This window comes from Arthrobacter sp. T2-23, from assembly GCF_055398325.1.
Map to the genome: position 1 here is coordinate 253412 of NZ_AP027917.1, position 20972 is coordinate 274383.

The following is a 20972-nucleotide window of genomic DNA, read 5'->3' on the forward strand; positions in this document are numbered from 1 at the left end:
TCAAGGTTTTAGCGAATGTTTTACGCTCCCGGCCTCAACTTGCCTCTGACGTGCTACTTTGCCCAGGTTCGGCGTGCGCCTCCCGCTGGTGGGCGCGAGTTCAAAAAAACCATTGACTCCGTGAAGATCTTCAATATAGTTGTGTGAGCCGCGACACTTTTTGGAAGAACGCCGAGAACGGATGGGACGCACGGCCTCCTGGCTAAGGTGCATCCAGCCCGTGAAGACGGTTTTTCGGTCAGTACAGCTGCCGTGACATCTGCCAAGCCATCCGCAGACCACGATATTGCCCGGCCAAGAAGGATTAGTCTCTCTTGCCGAGCTGGATGGCCCGTTTTGCATTCAAGCGCTACGAAGAGGCATGCGTAGCTATCTGGGCTAACTCGCCTCCCATGTGGTGAGCCGGTCCCGCCCCGGACCAAGCCAAACGATAGTTTCGATTGCCGGCGACCCCACTGGAGGTACCTGCTGGCAATCCGTACCCTCACGCACCCCGAAGGTGCGGGGGAAGGAAAATGGAATCATGACTGACACTGTCGTCAAGACTGACCTGGAGAATGGCCGCAAGCCCCGCCTCTCTCCGGAAGTACGCCGGGGACTCCTCGGCCTTGGACTCGGAAACACTCTGGAATGGTACGACTGGATGGTCTTTGGCCTGCTGTCGGCCTTCATTGGGCCCAAGTTCTTCCCGTCGCAGGACCCCGTTGCCGCAACGCTGAGCGCGCTGGCTGTCTTTGCCGTCGGCTTCGCGTTCCGTCCCCTGGGCGGCATCCTGCTCGGCACCTTCGCCGACAGGATCGGCCGACGACGGGTAATGCTCTGGTCCATCATGATGATGGCGGTGACCACTCTGGTCATTGCCGTGTCGCCGACCTATGACCAGATTGGCCCAGCGGCTGGCATCATCCTGCTGGTCTGCCGCATCGTCCAGGGCATCTCAACGGGCGTTGAAGCTCCGCTGTCCACCGCCCATGCCGTCGAACTCGTCCCCGAGGGACGAGAGGGCTTTGTCGCGGGCATCATCTCCTTTTACGTCAACGCAGGCATCCTGCTCGCATCGCTGGTCAGCTACCTGTCGTCCCTGATGCTCGGTGGAACCGCCATGGCCGACTGGGGCTGGCGTGTGCCCTTCATCGTGGGCGCAGCCTTCGGCTTCGTCGTTGTCTACCTTCGCCGGACCCTTCCGGAAACCATGAAGCCCGAGGAGCTTGCGGAAAACAACTCCGCCAAAACCGTCTGGGGCGGAGTGCGCAAGCACTGGCTCAGCGTCCTTGCCATCACGTTCGTCGTGGGCGCCGCGCAGGCCTACAACTACGCCTGGAACACGGGCCTGCCGACGGCGGCCCGCACCGGTTTCAAGGAAGACGCGACTGCTGTCTTCGCACTCACCACAGTCCTTGGCATCGTGCTGGTGGTCGGAAGCCTCATCATCGGCAAGGTCGCCGACGGAAAATCCATCTCCAAATGGTTCCTGATCACCCGGGCCCTATCCATCCCCTCCGTCTTCCTCATGCTGATGTACGTCCGCCCCGGAATCGCCGGCTTCGCTGCCGTCCTCCTGGGAGGTTCGGTGGTGCTGGTGCTCAACATGACCCTGTACAACGTCGTTACCAGCTCCCTCATGCCCAAGGGTTGCCGGGGTGCCGGAACAGCCCTCGGCTACGGACTGGGCGTCGCACTGTTCGGAGGCACCGCCTCCTACCTCCTGGTCTGGCTCCAGTCCCTGAACGCATCCTGGATCTTCCCCGTCTACGTCGCCGTCCTCTCAGCACTCAGCATCGTCTTCTACCTGCTCGCACGGAAGAAGAACGGCATCTTCATCGGAAGGTAGAAACACCCATGGACATCACCTCTACAGCCGGGCGCAGCCCGGACCCCGATGCGCCCTCCGAGCTCAGTAATGCAGACCTGGAACTGTATGAGACGGCACGACGATTGCTCATAAGCGCCCATCACACCGAAAACCACCGAGTTGCCGCCGCCATGCGCGGCGGGTCCGGAGCGATTTACCTCGGGCTTCACGTTGGCTCGAAGCGCATCAACGTGTGTGCCGAATCCAGCGCCCTCGCCAACGCACGCATCGCCCAGGAAGACTCAATCCATTCCGTGGTGGCGGTCAGCATGGACGGGGACGGTGAACCGCAGGTCACCAACCCCTGCGGTGTCTGCCGCGAACTGCTGCGCAGTTACGGTGCAGGGACATTTGTCCTGGTCGACGCCGAAGGCGAGGTGGAAAAGGTCCGTATTGATCAACTGCTGCCGTATCCCTGGATGCGTGCAACGGAAACAGAATGGGACACGCGGCCGCCACAGCTTGGGCGGGCGTACAGCTAGCAAGACCGCAATGCGGCACGATCTGAGCATCGACGGAGGCCGGGACACAGAAGTCCCGGTCTCCGTGTGTGCGTCGGATTGGGGGCAACCGGGGATGCCGGTCAGGGGCCGGCATCCGGATTGCGGTCCAATAAATACCGCTTACGAACGTTGATCTCTCGAATGAGAATTTGCGACGCATGGGTAATAATCGCGTGGAGCGAGGGGTTGTTAGCTTTGCGCGCAGGTGCCCCTGACTTGAAACGGTGTCAGATTAGGAGCCTTTTAGTTCGGACTCAGTGGTTAGAAACGCCGGCCGAAGGGCACTGAGCTCCGCGCAGAATCCGGCCGCCCTGGAGTCCATTGCAGAATATTATCGAAGACGTGTGAGCGGGGGACGGGGCCGAGGGAACGGCGCTGGATACCAAGAGATTCCCACCACATGCGGGAGTGGGTTGAGCCGAAGCGTGGGGAGCCAAGAGCGGTCCGGTTGCCCGATGGCAGCGCGCGCAAGATCTCAAGTGGGGGCGAGGCTACAGGCCGCCTAACTTTGTGGCTTTTATTGGAAGATAAGCTGCAGGAGGGTGATGAATAGTCCAGTGTAAAAAAGCGCGCCGCGGAGCCACTCACCGACTGATTTGGCGGTCCTGAGTAGGGTAGGGTCGACGGCGTCCGGCATGTTAAATAGGGCGACTGTCACCTTTATCTGGAAGCGGATCACCTCCCGGCGAAAGACGTACCAGATCCCTGCCAGGAGCAGCATTCCAAGTCCGAGGTCCATGCTGATTCTTGTTCCGGATGATTCCATGCCTACCCGGGGATCAATACGGCATTTAACCCCGCGGCGCCCGGGAATGCGCACCCTGCGAGACTTAGCCGTCTGCGCCGCCGGGCAAAAACGCGGAAACTCCGCTGTGAATGGGCGCGACCGGCTACGAATCCCAATGCCATGGAGACTGCCAGGAGCGAGGCGCCGAACAGGGTGAACGAGGGCTCGAGCATGGAGTTCGTCTTCGCATTTTCAATGAGACCAGATGATTGCCGGGCCAGCGAGCAATCATCCGGACTTCGCCTTTCGTTGACCTCGGAGGGGATGCGTTCGTCCCCGCTTGCAAACTTGGTGATCGAGACTGGTGACCGCATGCGCAGCGGCAGTTTGAAGGCTGCACTAATGCGTATTATCGCGCTTCGCCGAAAGCTCCGCCATGGCGCGGGGCCGTGTCAGTTTTGTTGTGTGTACGGGTACCTCGGTCATGTCGGTCCCACTAACCATCGAGGCAGTTTCCCGCGGCTGCGGGCGGTGTGGAGGCCTTTCGTCTTGTCGTATGCGTCCTTGAGGTGGGGAGGCCACGCCATTGAGGGGACGCCGAGGTTTTTCCGCGGTGCACCGGCCGGGTGTCTGGATGTCAGCAGAGTCGATCCTTAGGGCGGTGGCTCCGCCAGCGGCGAGGCGGAGAGGCTTGCGCTTTTGAGGATGAGAGTCTTCTGATGCGGGATGGTGAGTCTTCCAATGACGGGACTTCCGCCGCAAGGACGTCGATGGTGGGCGCCGCAGCCGCGCTCCGGTCGGTCAGCGTCGCCTGCTGATCAAAACAGGCGGAGCAGTCATGGGCCTGGTGCGGTCTAGGTCAGCGACCGACCGAGGTGTAGTCCTGGCCGGATGCCGGGTCCCTCTGCGATCGGGCCGATAGTCGCGTTGTCGGTCCTGCGGCTTTGGCCATGTTGATAGCCATCTTGTCGTCATCTGGGATTCATTGGGCCGGCCAGTGTGTCGGGCGGGAAGCTGTGGAAGGTGAGCTTACCGTCGACCAGACATCCACGGTCAGGGGCCGGGGCGCCATGACGAATGGACAGATTACCTGCCGCCCTTGGTCGCCGTGACGCCAGACGCGGGGCCGGCCCAGGGCTGACAGCGGCGTCACGTGCGTATTGCCGCCCGAAGGCGATTCCAGGAGGGACCCGTTCGGAAGTTTCTAGTCCCGCAGAGTCGTGGACTTGGGGCTTGACGGGGCCGCTTTGATTAGGTATCCGAGGCTGCGAAGCGTGTGGATCATGGGAGGGCCGGCGGGGTTTATTTTTCGCCGCAGATAGGAGATATAGAGCTCGACGTTGTTTGCGCCCCGGTCGAGTTTCCCGGGCCATACGTGATTGGCGATCTCGTCCTTGCGTATGACAATCCCGGGATTCTCCATCAGCAACTGCAGGACGGCGCATTGAGTCTTCGTCAGCTGGATCTGGTGGGCGGCCCTTTGAGCAACGAGCAATCGGGGGCGGAGGGTCAGGTCCCCGACGGTGATTTCGGGGTCCTTGTCTGCTTTGCTGCCGTGGCGGGTGAGCCAACGCAGGCGCATTGCGACATCGCGGGCGTTGAAGGGGGCGAGAATGTAGTCGTCCCCAGGCACCGTCCCTCCGGCCAGCAGGGGTTCAAGGGTTTCGCGGGTGGCAAGGAACAGCGCCGGTGTACCTGGCATGGACAGTCGGATTTGGGCGATGGAGGCGCGCTTCTGGGCGTCGTATTCGGCGGCATCCAGGATAAGGATGGAAGGATGCTTAGGCCAGATCGCATGGGCGCGGCCGTTCGTGGCGGTCATCCATCCGGCCGCAGCAAGTTTCTGGGCCAAAGTCGCGGCGGCGCCGTGGCCCGGGGGGACGATGAGGACTGGCCACGGTGCCGCGGCAGGGTTGGCCGCCACGGAAGGGTTCTCCGCTGTCGGCAGTGCGTGGGGGAACGTCATAGCAAACATTATCCATTCACTAGATGACCGTCGCGGGGTCGGGTCCACGGCGTTTCCCGTCGAACGGTCGACAGGCCCGCGCATACCCAAGCGGTGGCAGTTTCGGTGGCCCACTGGCAAGCTGTCGTCCTGACGTCTATAGCGTCCAGTCCGTCGTCCGGGGATGATTGCCCTTGGGCGGGGAAGGTTCCATCTTCCGAATGATTCGTGTGCGTTGGGCCCGTGGACCGTCTGATGTTTTGAAGTGTCGGGCCCTGGTCGCTAGGCCGGTTGACTTCGGTGCCGTGAGGATTGGCGGGGTAGTCGCGGTGCGATTACGCAAACTTTTTGTATCGTAATTTTGCTTAGGTCAGCCTAAGCTAATACTATCGACCGGGTGACCACGCAGCTTGACTTCACGCGGGTGCCCTTCGCCGCCGATTTAGCGAGCTACGGGGACCGGCCCGCCATTCTTACCGACACCCTGACGCTGAGCTACCGAGAACTGGTCGAACGCGTCGAGGACCTCGCCGTCCGGCTCGGCGCCGAACGGCGCCTCGTCGCGCTGGCCGCCGCCAACGACGTCGACTCGCTAATCGCTTATCTGGCGGCGTTGGTGGGCGGACACCCGCTGATCCTCTTGCCCGAGGACAAGCCTGCCGCCCTGGACTCCCTCATTGCGGCCTACGACCCCGACGTCGTGCTCCGCTCCGGCAGCGGACATACGGTCCTGGAGGAGCGCCGGCCGGGCACGCGACACGAGCTCCACCGGGATCTCGCCCTCCTGCTCAGCACGTCCGGATCCACCGGATCGCCCAAGCTGGTCCGCCTCTCGCACGCCAACCTGCAGTCGAACGCCGAGTCGATTGCCGAGTACCTTGGCATCTCCCCGGACGACCGTGCCGCGACGACGCTGCCGATGTCCTACTGCTATGGACTGTCGGTGATCAACAGCCACTTGCTCGGCGGTGCCGGCCTGGTCCTCACCAGCCTTTCCGTCGTTGACCCGTGCTTCTGGGAGCTCTTCCGAAACCGTGGAGCGACGGCATTCGCGGCCGTTCCCTACACCTTCGAGCTGCTCGAACGCGCGGGATTCGCGGAGATGGAGCTGCCCGGGCTACGTTACGTCACCCAGGCCGGTGGCCGGTTGGCCCCGGAGTCGGTGAGTCGATACGCCGAACTTGGACGCCGGAAGGGCTGGGATCTCTTCGTGATGTACGGCCAGACGGAAGCCACAGCACGGATGGCGTACCTGCCGCCGGAACTCGCCGCCACCGTCCCCGGTGCCGTCGGCGTTCCCGTACCCGGCGGCTCCTTCCGGATCGACCCCGTGCCCGGCCTGGAGCACGGCGAACTGGTCTACACCGGCCCCAACGTCATGCTGGGCTACGCCGAGGGCCCGGCGGACCTCGCCGCGGGCCGGACTATCACGGAGCTCCGCACCGGTGATCTCGCCCGGCAACACCCCGCCGGAGTCTACGAAGTGGTGGGCCGGCGCAGCAGGTTCGTCAAAATCGTCGGACTGCGCGTCGACTTGGGGCAGGTGGAGCGCATCCTGGCCGACCTCGGCGTGCAGGCAGCCGCCGCCGGTTCGGACGAGGGCGTCGTTGTCGCCGTCGAGGGCGACCACGATACCCGTCTGCTCGGCAAGGTACTCGCCCAGGGCATGGGCCTGCCGCGCGCAGCCCTCGAGCTCCACCCCGTCCAGCGGCTCCCGCGCCTGGCCACGGGCAAACTCGACTATCCGGCCGTCCTGTCGCTGTCCCGGCCCGGCGGCGAGCCCGTGGTCGCGGCGGCCGCCGACGCCGTCGGCCACAGCAGCGTTCGGGGTATCCTGCGCGACGCGCTGGAATGCGACAAGATTTCCGACGGCGACACCTTCGTCTCCCTCGGCGGGGACTCGCTGTCCTACGTGGCAGCATCGGTCCGGCTGGAGCAGGCCCTGGGCCACCTCCCGCAAGACTGGCACGTGACTCCGGTCCGCGACCTGGAGCAGCGCGCGGGCGAGGTACCGGTGCGGAAACGGCGGCGGCTTTTCGCGCCGCTCGAAACGAGCATCGTGCTGCGGGCTGTGGGGATAGTCCTGATTGTCAGCACCCACGTGGGCCTCTTCAAGTGGCAGGGGGCAGCCCATGTCCTGATGGCCGTGGCCGGATACAACTTCGCCCGTTTCCAGCTGTCCGGGGAGCGCATGGCACGGCTGCGGCGGCAGCTGGCGAGCCTGGCCAGAATCGTGGTGCCCAGCATGGCGTTCATCCTGTTCGCCTATCTGGTCACCGATAACTACACCCCGGCCAACATCCTGCTCCTGAATGCCATCGTCGGGCCCGAGGCCGTGACCACTCAGTGGCACTTCTGGTTCGTCGAAGTCCTGGTCTACCTGCTCGTGGCCATGACAACGCTGTTGGCCGTGCCCTGGATGGACCGCGCCGAGCGGCGCTTCCCCCTGCTGTTCCCGCTGGCCCTGACCGGCGCCGGCCTCTTCACGCGCTACGAGCTGGTTCATCCGGGTGTTCCCCACACGGCGCCCGCTCTCTGGCTCTTCGCCCTGGGCTGGGCCATCGCTCGGTCCCGGACGCTGGCCCAGCGCGGCGTGGTCTCGGCCATTGCTGTGCTGACCGTTCCGGGTTTCTTCGAGGATGCCGCCCGGGAAGGCACGCTGCTGGCCGGGATCCTGCTGCTCGTCTGGCTGCCCAGCATCCCGGTCCCGGCGGGCCTCCGCCGGGTCACGGTGGTGCTCGCGAGCGCCTCGCTCTATGCCTACCTCGTCCACTGGCTGGTGTACCCGCCCCTGGCCGCGATAAGCCCGGCCCTCGCGGTCGCGGGCTCGCTCGCCGCGGGGGTAGCGTACTGGGCGCTGTGGATGCGCGTGATGAATGCAGCCAGCCGGCGGAGTGCCGGCTTACCTCTCAAGAACGACCCCGCGACCGTCGCCGGGTCAGGGGCCCGAGAGCCCCAACCGCGGATAGCGGGCCTCGAAGTCCTTGTCCGGAAAACCGGAGAAGGGGCTTGAGGTGAATGATGCGTCTTTCCTAGTGGTTGCGGCTGGGCAGTACGAGAAGTGCGTATCCGACGGGACGTTCTCCGGTAGCGTCAGAGGGGGAGTTCACGACCTCGCGGCCCTGGACCATAGTCGTGGATCCGTCGCCGTCCAGGTTGAGCGCGTCGATCATTCCCAAGGACTTTGCCACGTCAGCCGCTTCCTTGATGCTCAGTCCGAGGGAGGTGGTCTGCCGGCCGTCGGCTGTGACAATCAGTGTTCGGCCCTGGGCGTCGACGCCGACGATAGAGCGGGGGTTGCGCTTGTGTACCCACCCGTAAACGAAGGCGGCCCTCGCAGCACGGTGGAACCTGGCATGTGAGGCGATGGCCAAACACCTTGAGGCATTGGACACTGGCGAGGAATGATGAGCCCGGTCCTGAAACATCCGGACGCGCGCTTAGCGCGCCCTCACCCGGATCTCTAACGGCGCGCTCCCGCTTCCCGGAAACCTTCCGAACCCGGCTGGGCCGCCGGATGGTTTGAACGGCGAAAACCGTAGGCCCGGTGGGAGCGGCAGGCACAAGATCTATTCCAGCCGGCGGGTCCTCAGGCATCGGTCCCGGGAAGGCGGGCAGCTCGAGTTGTGTGCCCGCGTCAGCGGCCGCCTGGATTTGGTTGAACAGCGGCTCCCGGCGGCAGAACAGCCACGCTCGCATCATGAGGTTGGTTTTGCCTATGTCTTCAAGGCAATGGCTGGCCGCCCTGCGTTCCGTTATCTGTGCCACGCACCCGACCGGCTGTGCGCTGAATGTGGTCCGCCTCTACATTCCGGGGATCTGCTGGGCTTCGTGGACCTCGATTTCGCAGCCGCCGGGCATGTTAAGGTGCGGGTGCACCTTGGCGAGCTCCACGGCTGCCTCAAGGCTGTCGGCCTCGATGATGCTGTATCCGGCGACCTCACGCTGGCTCGGTGCGGTGGCCCCGTCGGCGGAAACGCGGGTGCCGTTGGCCAGGGGCGTGCCGAAATCGATCAGGCCCTTGCCGACCTTGCCGGCCCAGACGTTCCACTGCTCCATGGCGGCGGCCATGTCCTCCGGGGCCGGCGGGGCGGCTTCCGCCGGGGTCATCGGGGCGTGGTAGATGAAGACGAACTTGGACATGCTGTTCCTGCTTTCCTTGGTTTTCTTACGGATTACTGGGTGGAGATCTTTAGGCGGCTACGGACCGGCCGGTGAACCCGATCAGGCGCTCAAGACTCCCGGCGCTCTCTGCGACAGGCTGGGCAGCGGCGAAGCTGCCGCTGGCGCGGACCTGCTCGGAGATGGTCAGCTGGGCAAGGCCCTCGACGTAGTCGGTGACGACGTCGGAGACGACGAGCTCCTGTCCGGTGGCTTTCGCGAAGTCCCAGGCGTGAACGAGCAGTTCCAGGTTCAGGATGCCGGCCACGACGGTGGCCGGGAGTTCGGCGAAGCCCATGTCGATGGTGCCCTCGGTGCCTCGGCGGGTGAAGGCTTCCAGGGTGGACTGCGCCAGTGCGGCGATGCGCACCTCGGGAGAGGCGTCCGGGTGGTCTGTCACGTCCGCGCCGAGTGCGCCGCCGATCTGCTTCAGCGATCCGGCCAGGTGCTCGAGCAGTTCGTGGGCGGTGAAGTCCGCGCAGGGGGTTGCTTTCTCCCGGTCTGCCGGGGTGAGCTTGCGTAGCACGCCCAGGAGCACGGCGAGCGATGCGTCGGCCGAGCTGAGGGGATCGATCCCTTCGGGAGCAGCGGACCATTCGTCCGGTCCGGCGCCGGCAGCGGTGGACGTTTCGGCGATGAGGCGGTCCAGATAGTGGTTCCAGCCCTCGGCGTGCGCTGTGGCTTGTTCGGTGGTGAGTCCGTCGTGCACCAGGCGCAGCGAGGTGCCCTCGGCGTCGGGCTCCAGCGTGATGGTCACGGTGGATGCCCCGGGTGCCAGGTCCATTCCGGATTCCCAGCCCCAGGTGAAGACGACGCGCTTTCCCGGTTCGATCTCCTGGAAGGTGCCGGTCGCGTGGTGGCCCGGGGTGACTGTCCAGCGGTACTCGCCCCCGATCCGCAGGTCGACACGTGCGGCGACCGTCTGCCAGCGGCGCAGACGCTCAGGGTCGGTGATGAGCGCAAATGCCTCGTCAGCGCCGACGGGCAGGTGGATGGTTTGATCGAAGCTCATGGGAGGGGTCCTTAGTCTTGAGGGAATTATCCGAATGGGACTGGTGATGTTTCGGGGGTCCTTGGCGCTGGGCGGCTAGCTCTGCGGCGTCGGAGGCCAGCAGATCCAGTTCGTCGGTCCAGAACTGCTCGACGAGTTCACGCAGCCGGCCCATGCCCCCGGGGTCGAGCCTGTAGTACCTGTTCCGCCCTTCTTTGCGGGCAGTCACGAGCCCGGCCTGCTCAAGCAACAGCAGGTGCTGCGAAACCGCAGAGCGGCTCACTGTGAATTCGGCGGCCAGCTCACCTACTGTCTGTTCCCGGCCTACCAGGAGATGCAGCAGCCGGCGCCGGTTCGGCTCTGCGGCTATCTCCAAGGCGTCCAACACAAGAAATACGTTAGTGGACGCTAACGTATTGCGCAAGGCGTCGGGGAGAGCCCGTGACTGACCGACTCCACCGGTGACGGCAGGCCGGTCAGGAGCCCCGGGGCAACGTTCGGCACCTGCGGCGCCGCGGGGGTCGGGACGCGGGCACAGCGCGCGGCATGGAGATAAAAACGAAGGTTGCTTCAGGCCGTGAGTCCCCGCCGGGTCCCGGACGCTGGCCGGCAGAACAAACAATTAATGTGTCCGACACCGGGGGGACCACGATGACGATCTACGTTCACCCGTCCTTCCTGCTGGCCGGGTGTCCGGAGCTCCGGCCGGCGGAAGTGCGCGTATCCTCACAACAGGTCCAACCGCGCCCCACCCGAGAGGAACAAAATGGCACACGCCGAAAACGAGATCACCATCGACCGCCCCGCGACGGAGGTCTACGCATTCCTCGCGGACGGGCTGAACAATCCGGCGTGGCGACGGACCGTGCAAAGCATCGCTCTCCAGAGCGGCGCCCCGGGCGAAACCGGCGCCGTTTACAGCCAGACCCTGACGGGACCGCGCGGCAAATCCATCCAAGGCGACTACCGGATCATCGCCGCCGATCCGGCCCGCGCCCTGGCCTTCCAGGTCATTGCCGGCCCGGCGCGTCCCGAAGGCCAGTACCTGCTGACAGAGTCCGAGGGCCGCACCACCGTCCGCTTCATTTTGGACCTCAAGCCCTCCGGCCTGATGAAAGTCCTCGACGGACTCATCACCAAGACAATGAAATCCGAAGCCAGCCAGCTGCAGGACCTGAAAACGGTCCTCGAAGAAGCCTGAACCTGCCACAACGGCCGGTCCGATACCCCGCCGGACCGGCCACACCCTAGGATCCATGACCGCGGAGTGCGGTTCGCCGGGCCGGCCTGGAGTGTCAATCCGGTCCGTGCCGCAGCGGTCCGGGTCATCCGGAAGAAGCGGCCGTAGGCGGACCAAAGCCCGGCTACCTCGCAGCCGGCAGCCGGGCTCAGCCAGGAATTCCGGTCAAGACTTGTCAGTGAAGTCCACGACGTCAGCCGAGGCATTCTTCTTCACCAATTCGACGCAGCCCATCGCGCTGGCCTTGGTTTTGTAGGTCTCCGAAGACGCGATCGTTTCCCCGGTCCCGGCCCTGAGGCGGAACCGGTAGCCGCCAGACTTGTGCTTTTAGACCTCGAATATGCCAGTCATGGGTGCTCCTTCGGTTGATCGGCCGGTCGCGCGGGCCGCTGACCACAGTGTGCCCGCAGCCAGGTTCCGGACCGGCAATTTCCCCTACGGCGCCAGCAGCGCGCAGACGTCCGTCGCGGATCCCTGGCAGGTGATTCCCCCGTTCGGGTAGTCCGGAGCGTTCAAGGACCAGCTTTGCCGACGGTGAGGAACAGGCCGCCCGGGTAGTCTCCGTGCTGTGGATCGCTGATCCGGTTTCTCCCCGTTCCTGTGATGACGAGGTCTAACTCGCGACTAAGAACAATGGTCCAGCTGATGCTGCCGTTCAGCGAAAAACTCAGGACTTTCGATGCGGGTGCCGGCCGCCCAGGAGCCAAGGGAAGGCGCCGGCGGCGCTTCCCAAGACGCGGACCACGAGCCAAGTGTCCCGGGAAAAGGTGCGCATGTTCCGTTCCTCGGTCCGGCTGAAATCCACCAGGCAGTACGCCCAAGGCCCAGCCAGGGGACCAGAACGAGAAAGGGCAGCCACAGCATGGCGAGGGATGTATCCATGGGCTCAGTATGCGCCGATTAACGTACGGTGGCCGGTGCCTCGTCATGAGGCACCGGCCACTTCAATGCTGCCGGAATTAGACCCGCAACGGTGGTTTAGTAGATTCGCGGAAGCTTCATGCCGGTCTCGGACATGACCTCGCGGAGCACGTTCGGGTAGTCGGTGATCAAACCGTCGACACCGTCGGCGATGAGTTTCCGCATGGTGGGCTTGTCATCGACGGTCCAGGGGATGACCTTCATGCCGGCCGCGTGGGCACGCTGCACCATGTCCGAGGTGACGTAGGGGACGTAGTTGGCGTCGGTGACCTTGCCGTTCTGCGGGGAGCCGTGCACAGGGGAGATCGCGTCGAAGTGCAGGGACGCGGCCGCTGCGACCAGGTCGCCGCCGAAGTCATCGGCGTCGATGCCGCCAAGCCACGGGGACTTACCGGGCTGGCCGACCTGCAGGAAGTCCTTGTTGGTCAGTGCGACGGTCGGGATCTGGGGCGCCTGCTGCTGGACGAGGCGCAGGGAGCCCCAGTCGAAGCTTTCGATGGAGACGCGGTGCTGCATGTGCGCCTTGTTGATTTCGCGCAGGGCGACTTCGACGAACTGTTCGCGGGGTGCGGTCTGCTCCGGGGCGCCGGCTTCGACCTTGGTTTCGATGTTGAACTTCACCTGGCTGGCGTGCTTGGCGTCGGCCATGGCGAAAACCTCGGCCAGGGTGGGCATCTTCGCCCCGGGGGAGGCCTGCTGGCCAGGGAACTGGGGCAGGGTGAGCGTGCCGCAGTCCAGGCTACGGACCTGCGCGAACGTCAGATCCTTGACGTACTTGCCGACATACGGGAACTGGGGGTCATTCGGGGTGACCGGTGCGGTGTCCAGGCACTTCCTGCCATCGATCTTCCGGTCATGGGTGATGACCTCGCGGCCGTCCTTGGTGATCTGGAGATCCATTTCAAGGGTTGACACGCCCGTGTCGATGCCTCGGGCGAAGGAGGCCAGCGTTGACTCGACGGTGAGCCCGATGCCCCCGCGGTGTGCCTGGAGGTCGAAGTGGTTGTCGTTGCCGTTCTGGTTGTAGTTGCCGTTCTGGTTGGTATTGCTGCCGTTCTGGTTGGTGTCGGCAGCCATGGCCGGGGACTGGAGGGCGAGCAGCAGGGCTGCGCTGAGTACGGCAGCGCCGAGCTTGGTCGTGGTGCGCATGAGGTGGTGTCTCCACTCTGGTGGTGTGCAGGGGCACGTGACACTGTGTCCGCCACACATCAACAGGCGGCCGCCTCCGGCTGGCTGGCATGGAAACGGCAGGTGAACGGGCTGGGGTGGTCCTCACTGTTACCGGCCGCCGAAGACCTCGGCCATGGCGCCGAGTACCAGGTAGTCCCCGGCGGCGGCCTGGAAGCCGTAGTCGGCCCAGTACGTCAGCAGCGCCTTCCTGGCAGCGGCGTGTTCGGGGCTTCCTTCCAGGGGTCCGTCCGCGGTCAGGATGGGGGAGGCCTGAAGGATGACGAGGGCCGCGGCCCGTCCGACGGTGCCCAGGATGGCCCGGAGGATCGCGTGGCCGAGCTTGTGCCCGCGGTAGACTTTTCCGCGACACTGCCATCGCCCTCCGCAGTTTCGAGGAGTAGCCGGGGAGAGGGTGCCTGCGGCGGCCTGTTCCTGGCGCCGGGTGAGCCACCCGGCCAGGGCCGACCCCCGCGCGGACCGGCCCGCGATGGGCAGCAGGGGCCTCAGCCTGGAAGAACGCCAGGGGGTCTGTCACGTTGCGCTAGAAGGCTGCAGAACCTCCGCCGGGCCGCGGTTGCTAGCGGGGACTGTCTAACAGCAAGGCCCTGACTTGGGCCACCAGGAGGGCATCCTCTTGGTCCACAAACCGGTAAGTACTGAGCTCCTCCAGTAAGGCGAGTCCGGCTTTCCGCCGTTCCGGCTTGTCGTCCAAAGCCATATCCACGGCCCATTCAGCTTTGCTCCACCATTCCGCGCGCCTTCCCGATCCAGCCGCTGGCGCTGCCGTCGGTCGGCACAACGCGAGCAGCGCAAACACAAGAGCCAGAAGCGTTGCGAGTGTTGTGAAAGCAGCCACAACCTGCCACCACTCGGCGGGCTCTCCATGCATGACCACGTCGATGCCGCTCACCGCGTTATGAAAGTTCACGAGACCAGCTTAGAACGGAGCCTACTTCGCCCTGTGCTCGCCACCGGCCTCGGTTCATTCTGATGGCGTCAACGCGCGGCCTGCTGCGGCTGGCCAGCTCTGACGCCCTGCCAGCCGTCTCATGTCTGCTCCGCGCTACAACTCGGGCGTCGACTCGTGGGAACTTACGTTTCGGTCCCTGTGGCGACGTCGGCCACCCCGATAAATGATTCTCTGGGGCATGGTTTCAGGTGGAACGAACAGATCGACTATGTCAACGCCCAGCACCGCAGAGATGTCCCAGAGGCGTTCATAGCCCAGACTCCTCTGGCCCAGTTCGATGTACAGGACGGTCTTCCGATCCATCCCCGCGGCGTTTCCGAGTCCCTCCTGCGTCAGACGTCGTTCCAACCGCAATTCGCGTATCCGGGCCCCTACCGTCTTGCGACGCGTGCTCCAAAGGTCTAGCTGCTCGGCAGAGGGCTTACGGGGAACGGGCATCGTTCAATGTCACTAAGATGGGACATTGTTGTCTGTCCAACTAGTTGGACATGGGACCCAAATCACCTTTCAAGCGAGGAGAACCAGCCTTGGCAGTACAGGTCAGACTCGACCTTTCGAAATCAGTCTCCGTCCGTGATCTCCGTATCTTCCTCAACTGCATGCCGCAGTACGTCGACGAAGCGAAAGACCTGCGCTACACCTACGTGCAAGAGGATAGGATCGTTTACCTCGCCGTAGATTTCCCTTCCCAATCGCCGCAAATCGAAGCGGCTCTGAGTAGCCAGGCCGCATGACGAAGCCTTCGCAGTCCGAGAACGCAAAAAGGCCTGTTAGAGCCCAGCGCATCGACCCCGACCTGGTGGAGGCTGTCTCCGACCTCGACTTCGGCCGTTATTCAGTGACAACCGCTTCAGGTTCGGCATACGCCCTCGACATCGGACCCCAGTCCAGCGCCCTCGTCCGATCCTCCCGGCGCCAAACAGGGGGCAAATGGGAGGCGGTGCCTTTGCGACGGGATGGGGAGACGGTGCCCTTACTCGGAATCATCCAACTTCGGCTCGGTCGGCGGGCGATCTTCCGCCTCGACGTCAGGGGTGATGGTATCGAGACGATAAGAACTACAACTCCCGTGTGCATCATCAAGACGTTCACAGAGTGAACGCCGTCCGGTTCGCTGTGGCAGGCGACTGGCACGGCGACCTAAGCATCGCCCGAGCCGTGGTCCGAACGTTGAAGAGTGAAAACGTGCACTTGCTCCTTCACGTCGGCGACTTAGCCGTTCGGTGGCCGGGCCCAAAGAAGGGGCGTTTCGACAAGCGCCTCGGCCAGCTGCTCGACGAGGCCGACATCGAATTTCTCTTCATCGACGGCAACCACGACAACCACAAGGAACTCCGCGAGCTTTCCCCCCTTCCTGACGGGACCAGGAGGCTGTCCGATCGGATGAGCTACGTGCCGCGGGGGGCTGTAATCGAGCGCCATGGCATCCGCATCGGGGGCCTAGGGGGCGCATACAGTGTTGATAGGCGATGGCGAACCGAGGGCAAAGATCTTTGGGCCGATCTAGAGGAACCGACGCCGGAGGAGGCCGAACGGCTTTTCGCGTCTGCTCCTGTTGATGTGCTTCTGACGCACGACGCCCCGGCCAGCTTCCAAGGACTCAAGGGCCTCCCGTTGCCACCAGAGATAGCCTCTGCTGCAGAACGCACGCGAGGACTGCTCCAGAGAACCCTCGAGGTGCTGCAACCTGCCCTGCTGTTTTCCGGACACTGGCACCAGCGCAAGAGTCAGGAGTTCGTCTGGGGCAAGAGCACCCTCACGGCCGCTCACGTCCTCGCCCACGAGGGCTCGTGGGGCGGGAACACCGTTCTGGTCCAATGGGCGAAGGGCGAGAGGCCACAGGTCCTGCCGCTCATAATCAGGTCCTAACACGCTTGCTGTTCATTCAATGCCGCAGGAACAGATAGCTCGAAAGTTGCCGGGTCCGAATGAAGCCAAGGGCTGAGTACGAGGGGCAATGCTTGGAATGCTGCCCTCTTCGGGTCGATGAGGAACTCGCGGAAACAATGGGGTCAACTACACAGGATGGTCCAGATAGGTCGGACTCTCACACACGCTGCTCGGTCAGCCATTGCGTGTATGTAGCGAGCGCATCTTGCTGGGCGGCAGACATTGTGAGGAACCCGTCCAAGTCGCGCTGGGGAAACGTGGCCAAGGAGTCCCCGTTGGTGCGAATTTGATTGAGTAGTTGGGCGAAGTGTTTCAGCGCGGACCGTTGTTGCGCCTACCAAGAGTTATGGGGACCCTGAATCGCGTGAGCCGGCTTTAGTTCTGCCCCCGTTATGGATCCCGTGGTCCGATCAACTGAGCTCCTACGGACTTGGCTTCTCTTTCGTGAAGCGGGGGTTCTTGCCAATGACGTAACTCGACCAGGGAACCGTTGCGGCCGATCCATGCTTGCTCATGACTTGCTTGCTGTAGCCGAGCATCTTCGCCAATGAGCTCGGATCGATCTCCTCGACTAGGCCCCGGAGCGTCCTGTTCCGGACACCCTGAATGTCGATGCCGATTCCGACTCGGAGCTGCGTCAGGAGGGTGTTGGGGGACTTAGGCCTACCAGCCCTGGCCCCAGGGAAGAGCCAGATCGTTCCAGCGTTCACCGTGCCGGCGGAGTCGCGTGCGTGCAGATGCGCGAGGAATAGAGGTATCAGAACATCCGGGACCGGGGCAGGAATCTCGCCCAGCAGGATTGTGATGCCCGTCGGCCGAATATCGAGCTGGTCGACGGTCATCATGCAAAGCCGCCCAATAGGGACGCCGAAGAGGAGGAAAATCAGCCCAGCGACGCGCGTTGATTCGCTGAGATTGACTGCTTCCATCAGGGTCTTGATGTGGTCCATGCGCTGCCGCTGCGTAAGCATCGGCGTCGTCTGCGCAAGCCGGACAGGTACGTCTACGCCGTTGGCCGTGCGCTCTCGCCCCAGGTAGCGAACGAAGTTCCGGATATGTTTCCTCGTCGATGGGCCTTCCGAGAGGTATTCGTCAACGTGGACTTGGCCTATGGATGCGCTCGTCTTGCCATGGGTCTCAAGAAGCCAGCTAAGGAACTTGCCAGCTTCCGTGATCTCCTGCTTGGCGCTCCGGACGGCGTAGTTCATGTTCTTTGTACTGGAGGACTCCGTCTTGAGCCTTCGAAGGTGGTGCCACTTGGCAAAGCGTTCGATAGGGGAGTGGATGTCCGGTGTCACCTGGAGCATGTGGAGCCGCTCTTGCAGCCATTGTTCGAACATGGCCAGCTGGCGGTCGTCCTGAGTGGGAAGCATGCGGTTGTGGCTCAGTATCGCTCGCAAGTGCTCAACTGAGGCAGTCTTCGGCAACGCATCGAAGGCCTCGTGCGAGAGATCGATTTCTCGGGCGCCTATGCGTCGTAACAGATCCGCTGAGACGCCCCCATTGCTGTGGAGCCAGGTATAGATGCTTTCGGGACGATCGACCGCAGTGAGGACCTTCACTAGCCGCTTCAGACGGAGATCCGGCGGATCGTTTGGTCTGAGGAGATCGGTGACCTCGGCTTCGATAACGCAGACGATGCAGTGGCCACCGCGGAATCTTTCCCGTTCCATGCCGCATTTCTCGCAGGTGAGCGCTGTTTGGATACCGGCGCAGGATGAGCAGATGTTCTCACCGGTTATGAGTCGACCGGGGAGCATTCGGTGCTTCCCGCAAAGTGGGCAATCTCCATAGGTGTGAACCGCCTCGGTGAAGCAAATGCCGCAGATGTCGCCGTCCGGCCAGCGCACGCGGATCTTTCCGGTTTCGCGGCCGCATCGGCCGCAGGTGTAGCCCGTTCGAGTTGATCGGGGTCGTCCCCGCGGTTTGAATTCAGTCATCCTCTGGCCTGCGGATGCGTGCCCTAACGGGCCGGTAAGCCTCTAACAGCGGGACGTCTGTTCCGTCGCCAGCGACTTTCCGTCGCGGCATCTTGACGTCAGCGCTGGTATAGGTGACCAACTGATTCATCTCGACGCCCAAGATGTCGCAAAGGGCGACGAGGACCTGGAAGGCGATACGATCCGGGTTGTGAGCGACGATCCGGTTGATCTGCGACTCCGAAAGAGTGATGCCGCGGTCACGGAGTGGTTCCACCAGATCTCTGCTGGTGTGAATTCCAGAGCGTGCCATTAGCTCGCGAACGTGGAACTTGTACTCGATCCGACGCTTCATCGGGAGGCCCTTCCTTGATTTCTCGCTGGTTTGAGCAGGAGCTTGCCCTTGCTTTTCAAAAGATCCTTGCTCAGAACCCGCTCCATCTCACTGGCAGCGAAGTCAGGAGAGGGGAGTGTGTAAATGGTCGTAGTGGTTTCGTGCGCGTGTCCGAGCTGCATTGAGATGAACTTCACGTCGTAGCCGTAGACGGTCTGCATATGCGTTGCGTAAGACCGGCGGAGGCCGTGAATGTCGAGCCCGGGGGAGAGGTCGAGGGCATTCACGAAACCGATGAACCGACTGTAGAGATCTCCCTCTGCAACTAGCCCTCCGGTCGACGTGGGAAAAAGGTGGGTCATGGGCTGGCCGTATCGGGGAAGACCGAATTCCACCCATTCCGCGACCGCTTCGGCCGCCCAGTCCACCAGCGTCTGAACCGTCCGCTGCTTCTTTGGGGCACCTTTATTGGGCTTGCCGTTGCGAACTCTCAGGAGCCCGTAGTCGCCGAAGTACGGGGCCTTGACGTTGGGGGAGAAGTCCACTATGTCGAGCTTTCTAAGTTCGTCGTGCCGCAGACCCCACCCGTAGCAAACTTTCAGAGCTGTGACGTCTCGCCAGGCGGCCAGGCCGCCCTTGACGTGGGAACTGATAATGCGGGCAACCTCGTCATCCGCGAAGTCAAAGAACTGTTGCAGCTCATCAAGCTCGAACGCCCGCTTGGTGGGCCCCATCGTTGCGGCCTGCGTGTGTCGGGCCTTGTTGAGGTCCGTGATGATCTGAGACATCGAAGACCCAAAGAGTCGCCCGCAGGTTTCGTTCCACGGGTAGCTATCGCTGGTGGCGTAGCTACAGAACAGCGATACATCGCTCTGGTATGCGCGGATCGTTTCCTGGACCAGACCTCTTACATTGACAAGGTGGGAGAAGTATTCGTCCGCGTCCGTCGGCATCCACTCCCAGGGAAATTTGCCCGTAGCGTCGCAGAAGTCGAGGACCCGATTGATCCGGCGACTGATTGTCCTTTCAGTGAAGTTCTTGGTGTACTGCTGTCGTTTCCAGCCGGTCAGGATCTCTGCGAGAAATGCGTCTTTGTTGGGACCGCGATCCGGCAACGGAAGAAAGGAAAGACCGCCCCTTTTCTCGACCATCACTCAGCGGCCATCATCTGCATGAAATGCAGACTATCTGCATAAAGTGCAGACGGCAAGAGAAAACTCGTAGTCAGATATGGTGTTGGCTGCTCGTCTTGCATGAAGATCGAGGTTTGATGGAGGGCGCCGCGAGAATCACCCGAGAAGGGCAAAAGCGCAGGTCAGAGGCATTTCGATCACTGCGGGGCAGTGGATACACGATTCATGGCTATCGGCAAAACATGCGGATGACTACGTTACTACTTGACATAATGTTGATTATCGGCGTTACGCAGACAAGCTCGGTAGGGCCGGTGCCCTCAGGTTTGAACACACTTCAAGGGCACCGACTCCCCGTCGTGCAGGTTCTCTAGAACCACAGTCTGAGGCGGAAGCGATACTTGTTTCCGAGAGCGTCCTCGAGGGCGTCTCGGAGACGGACGCCCTCCAAGTCAAAATGTTTGCGCAGTCCTTCGCTACCAAACATTCCTGTTTCGGAATTCGCATGGTCGTTGAAGAACTTTGCCCAGGCCCTCAGATCCTCGTAGAGCTGTGCCGGAAGCTCACGCTCCCAGTCAGGGATGTCCACAGGCTCCCAAAAGATCGTCGACATTGGCCACGAATACCCGTAGTCGACGTCGAGAAGAATCTCAGGCCTCGGGTCGTCCCAGGGATTCACACCGACAGGTTCTTGATCTGCACTGTAATGGCGGATCTGTAGGGATCGTGTGCGGGGCTCAGCGCTGTGGCCGGGTCGGACCAGTTCGTCCCTGGGTACAGCCACACCGGTTTGGTGCGCAATTCGGGTTCTTCCCATTGGTATCGCGGCCAGATATGCGTGTGCAAGAACGGATCTTTGTTGCCGAGAATCTCGATATTGACCCGGAGGAATGTCGGATCCAATTCCGCGCAGGCAATTTCGACGGCTTCGGCCAAAATGTCGACGCTGCTTAAATAGGCCATCCGTTCGGAGCGCGGCAGATCAGTCAGCCGGTCAACGCCGACCTTGTCTGTGATCAGCACCGAGTAGCCTGGAAGCCACTGGACGTCTCCGATGACTGCAAACCCGCCATTGAGTCGGGCCATCACGGTGGGGTTCTCCCCCGCTATCGCCGAACCCACCCGGTCGGTCTTCCAAGACTCCATTTATTTACCCTTCGTAAAGCATGAAATTCGCCGCAAGTGCACAATGTACGGTTGCATTTTAAATTCTCTA

General features: G+C 62.8%; 21 protein-coding genes. 6 read left to right on the forward strand and 15 right to left on the reverse strand.

Going from position 1 to position 20972, the window contains the following annotated elements; all coding sequences use genetic code 11:
* Positions 1-523 precede the first annotated feature (523 nt).
* Positions 524-1831, forward strand: coding sequence for an MFS transporter (locus ACZ5Z0_RS01195; RefSeq protein ID WP_464109535.1), 1308 nt, complete (start codon positions 524-526; stop codon positions 1829-1831).
* 8 nt (positions 1832-1839) lie between these two features.
* A complete protein-coding gene (locus ACZ5Z0_RS01200; protein WP_464109536.1) occupies positions 1840-2334 on the forward strand; it encodes a cytidine/deoxycytidylate deaminase family protein in 495 nt (164 codons plus the stop codon).
* Positions 2335-2872: 538 nt separating this feature from the next.
* Here the strand turns inward: ACZ5Z0_RS01200 and ACZ5Z0_RS01205 are convergent.
* Together ACZ5Z0_RS01205 and ACZ5Z0_RS01210 are read right to left on the reverse strand one after the other, a co-directional pair.
* The gene (locus ACZ5Z0_RS01205) at positions 2873-3094 is read right to left on the reverse strand and encodes a hypothetical protein (RefSeq protein ID WP_464109537.1); all 222 of its coding nucleotides are present in this window, start codon (positions 3092-3094) and stop codon (positions 2873-2875) included.
* Between the two features lie 1192 nt (positions 3095-4286).
* Entirely contained in the window at positions 4287-5048 is a 762-nt protein-coding gene (locus ACZ5Z0_RS01210; protein ID WP_464109538.1) for a response regulator transcription factor, read from the reverse strand.
* Between the two features lie 376 nt (positions 5049-5424).
* Here ACZ5Z0_RS01210 and ACZ5Z0_RS01215 point away from each other — a divergent pair, with 376 nt between their 5' ends.
* A complete protein-coding gene (locus ACZ5Z0_RS01215) occupies positions 5425-8040 on the forward strand; it encodes an AMP-binding protein (RefSeq protein ID WP_464109539.1) in 2616 nt (871 codons plus the stop codon).
* A gap of 19 nt (positions 8041-8059) precedes the next feature.
* Here the strand turns inward: ACZ5Z0_RS01215 and ACZ5Z0_RS01220 are convergent, their stop codons facing one another.
* The 4 genes from ACZ5Z0_RS01220 to ACZ5Z0_RS01235 form a co-directional block, all read right to left on the reverse strand.
* Entirely contained in the window at positions 8060-8401 is a 342-nt protein-coding gene (locus ACZ5Z0_RS01220; protein WP_464109540.1) for a phosphodiester glycosidase family protein, read from the reverse strand.
* 430 nt (positions 8402-8831) lie between these two features.
* Positions 8832-9170, reverse strand: coding sequence for a YciI family protein (locus ACZ5Z0_RS01225; protein ID WP_464109541.1), 339 nt, complete (start codon positions 9168-9170; stop codon positions 8832-8834).
* A 49-nt stretch (positions 9171-9219) separates the two neighbouring features.
* The gene (locus ACZ5Z0_RS01230) at positions 9220-10200 is read right to left on the reverse strand and encodes a TIGR03086 family metal-binding protein (protein WP_464109542.1); all 981 of its coding nucleotides are present in this window, start codon (positions 10198-10200) and stop codon (positions 9220-9222) included.
* Positions 10160-10564 (reverse strand): ArsR/SmtB family transcription factor, encoded by a 405-nt coding sequence (locus tag ACZ5Z0_RS01235; protein WP_464108943.1) that lies wholly within the window; start codon positions 10562-10564, stop codon positions 10160-10162. The genes ACZ5Z0_RS01230 and ACZ5Z0_RS01235 overlap by 41 nt, the downstream gene beginning before the upstream one ends.
* A gap of 381 nt (positions 10565-10945) precedes the next feature.
* Between ACZ5Z0_RS01235 and ACZ5Z0_RS01240 the strand changes: the two genes are divergently transcribed.
* Positions 10946-11380, forward strand: a complete 435-nt coding sequence (locus ACZ5Z0_RS01240; RefSeq protein ID WP_464109543.1) for an SRPBCC family protein — start codon at positions 10946-10948, stop codon at positions 11378-11380.
* Between the two features lie 204 nt (positions 11381-11584).
* Here the strand turns inward: ACZ5Z0_RS01240 and ACZ5Z0_RS01245 are convergent, their stop codons facing one another.
* From ACZ5Z0_RS01245 to ACZ5Z0_RS01260, 4 genes are all read right to left on the reverse strand, one after another.
* Positions 11585-11692: a YegP family protein gene (locus ACZ5Z0_RS01245; protein WP_464110672.1), complete on the reverse strand. Its 108-nt coding sequence runs from the start codon at positions 11690-11692 to the stop codon at positions 11585-11587.
* A 705-nt stretch (positions 11693-12397) separates the two neighbouring features.
* The gene (locus tag ACZ5Z0_RS01250) at positions 12398-13489 is read right to left on the reverse strand and encodes a glycerophosphodiester phosphodiesterase (RefSeq protein WP_464109544.1); all 1092 of its coding nucleotides are present in this window, start codon (positions 13487-13489) and stop codon (positions 12398-12400) included.
* Between the two features lie 598 nt (positions 13490-14087).
* On the reverse strand, positions 14088-14438 hold the full coding sequence (locus ACZ5Z0_RS01255) for a hypothetical protein (RefSeq protein ID WP_464109545.1): 351 nt from the start codon (positions 14436-14438) through the stop codon (positions 14088-14090).
* Positions 14439-14573: 135 nt separating this feature from the next.
* Positions 14574-14918 carry a helix-turn-helix transcriptional regulator gene (locus ACZ5Z0_RS01260; protein ID WP_464109546.1) on the reverse strand — a complete coding sequence of 115 codons (345 nt, stop codon included), beginning with the start codon at positions 14916-14918 and terminating at the stop codon, positions 14574-14576.
* 292 nt (positions 14919-15210) lie between these two features.
* Here ACZ5Z0_RS01260 and ACZ5Z0_RS01265 point away from each other — a divergent pair, with 292 nt between their 5' ends.
* Complete coding sequence (locus tag ACZ5Z0_RS01265) at positions 15211-15579, forward strand: hypothetical protein (protein WP_464109547.1); 369 nt, start codon at positions 15211-15213, stop codon at positions 15577-15579.
* Positions 15576-16349 (forward strand): metallophosphoesterase family protein, encoded by a 774-nt coding sequence (locus ACZ5Z0_RS01270; RefSeq protein WP_464109548.1) that lies wholly within the window; start codon positions 15576-15578, stop codon positions 16347-16349. The genes ACZ5Z0_RS01265 and ACZ5Z0_RS01270 overlap by 4 nt, the downstream gene beginning before the upstream one ends.
* A 443-nt stretch (positions 16350-16792) precedes the next feature.
* Here the strand turns inward: ACZ5Z0_RS01270 and ACZ5Z0_RS01275 are convergent, their stop codons facing one another.
* The 5 genes from ACZ5Z0_RS01275 to ACZ5Z0_RS01295 all read right to left on the reverse strand — a co-directional run bounded on the left by ACZ5Z0_RS01275 (position 16793) and on the right by ACZ5Z0_RS01295 (position 20902).
* Positions 16793-18043 carry a hypothetical protein gene (locus ACZ5Z0_RS01275; RefSeq protein WP_464109549.1) on the reverse strand — a complete coding sequence of 417 codons (1251 nt, stop codon included), beginning with the start codon at positions 18041-18043 and terminating at the stop codon, positions 16793-16795.
* Between the two features lie 259 nt (positions 18044-18302).
* Positions 18303-18644: a helix-turn-helix domain-containing protein gene (locus ACZ5Z0_RS01280; RefSeq protein WP_464109550.1), complete on the reverse strand. Its 342-nt coding sequence runs from the start codon at positions 18642-18644 to the stop codon at positions 18303-18305.
* Positions 18641-19774 (reverse strand): tyrosine-type recombinase/integrase, encoded by a 1134-nt coding sequence (locus ACZ5Z0_RS01285; protein WP_464110673.1) that lies wholly within the window; start codon positions 19772-19774, stop codon positions 18641-18643. The genes ACZ5Z0_RS01280 and ACZ5Z0_RS01285 overlap by 4 nt, the downstream gene beginning before the upstream one ends.
* A 352-nt stretch (positions 19775-20126) precedes the next feature.
* On the reverse strand, positions 20127-20435 hold the full coding sequence (locus ACZ5Z0_RS01290; RefSeq protein WP_464109551.1) for a hypothetical protein: 309 nt from the start codon (positions 20433-20435) through the stop codon (positions 20127-20129).
* Complete coding sequence (locus tag ACZ5Z0_RS01295) at positions 20432-20902, reverse strand: HIT family protein (RefSeq protein ID WP_464109552.1); 471 nt, start codon at positions 20900-20902, stop codon at positions 20432-20434. Before ACZ5Z0_RS01295 ends, ACZ5Z0_RS01290 begins: the two co-directional genes overlap by 4 nt.
* Between the last annotated feature and the right edge of the window lie 70 nt (positions 20903-20972).